Source organism: Staphylococcus sp. HMSC065D05 (genome assembly GCF_001813195.1).
Taxonomy (GTDB): domain Bacteria; phylum Bacillota; class Bacilli; order Staphylococcales; family Staphylococcaceae; genus Staphylococcus; species Staphylococcus epidermidis.
The window spans coordinates 52,458-52,877 of sequence record NZ_KV811775.1; the positions used below are offsets into that span (position 1 = coordinate 52,458).

Sequence of the window (420 nt, forward strand, 5' to 3'; positions counted from 1 at the left end):
GATAGCCTCCTAAACTATGTGCCCCACTATGAAAATTACTATTAGGGTATTTATCTTTCACAGCTTGGGTGAAGGCTACACTTTCATCTATTTGGCTCGGAGTACCTTTTGTATAGATATCATTAGGAACATTTGAATGCGTTACTTTTTTAATAATTGTTTCGCCAATCGTATCCATTGTATTTAGTACATCATTGTCGTCAGTTGGCTTGTTGTATTTTTCAGTTATAGTAGTATTTTTTAGATCTTTATAACGTTCATCAATTTTCAAATTAGTTGTGTTATTATGAAAGGGAAGATTTGCATTGGTTTTCCAGTCTTTCATACTGGTAAGTTCTGTACCAGCATAGCCCATATAAATGTGACTAGTGTCTACTTTACCATTCACAACTGGTGCAAATGCATAAGATCTTAAACCAT

At 33.8% G+C, this 420-nt stretch carries 1 pseudogene; it reads right to left on the minus strand.

The features are described 5' to 3' along the window. A pseudogene (locus tag HMPREF2897_RS11905) lies at nucleotides 1-420 on the minus strand (hypothetical protein); the annotation flags it as partial.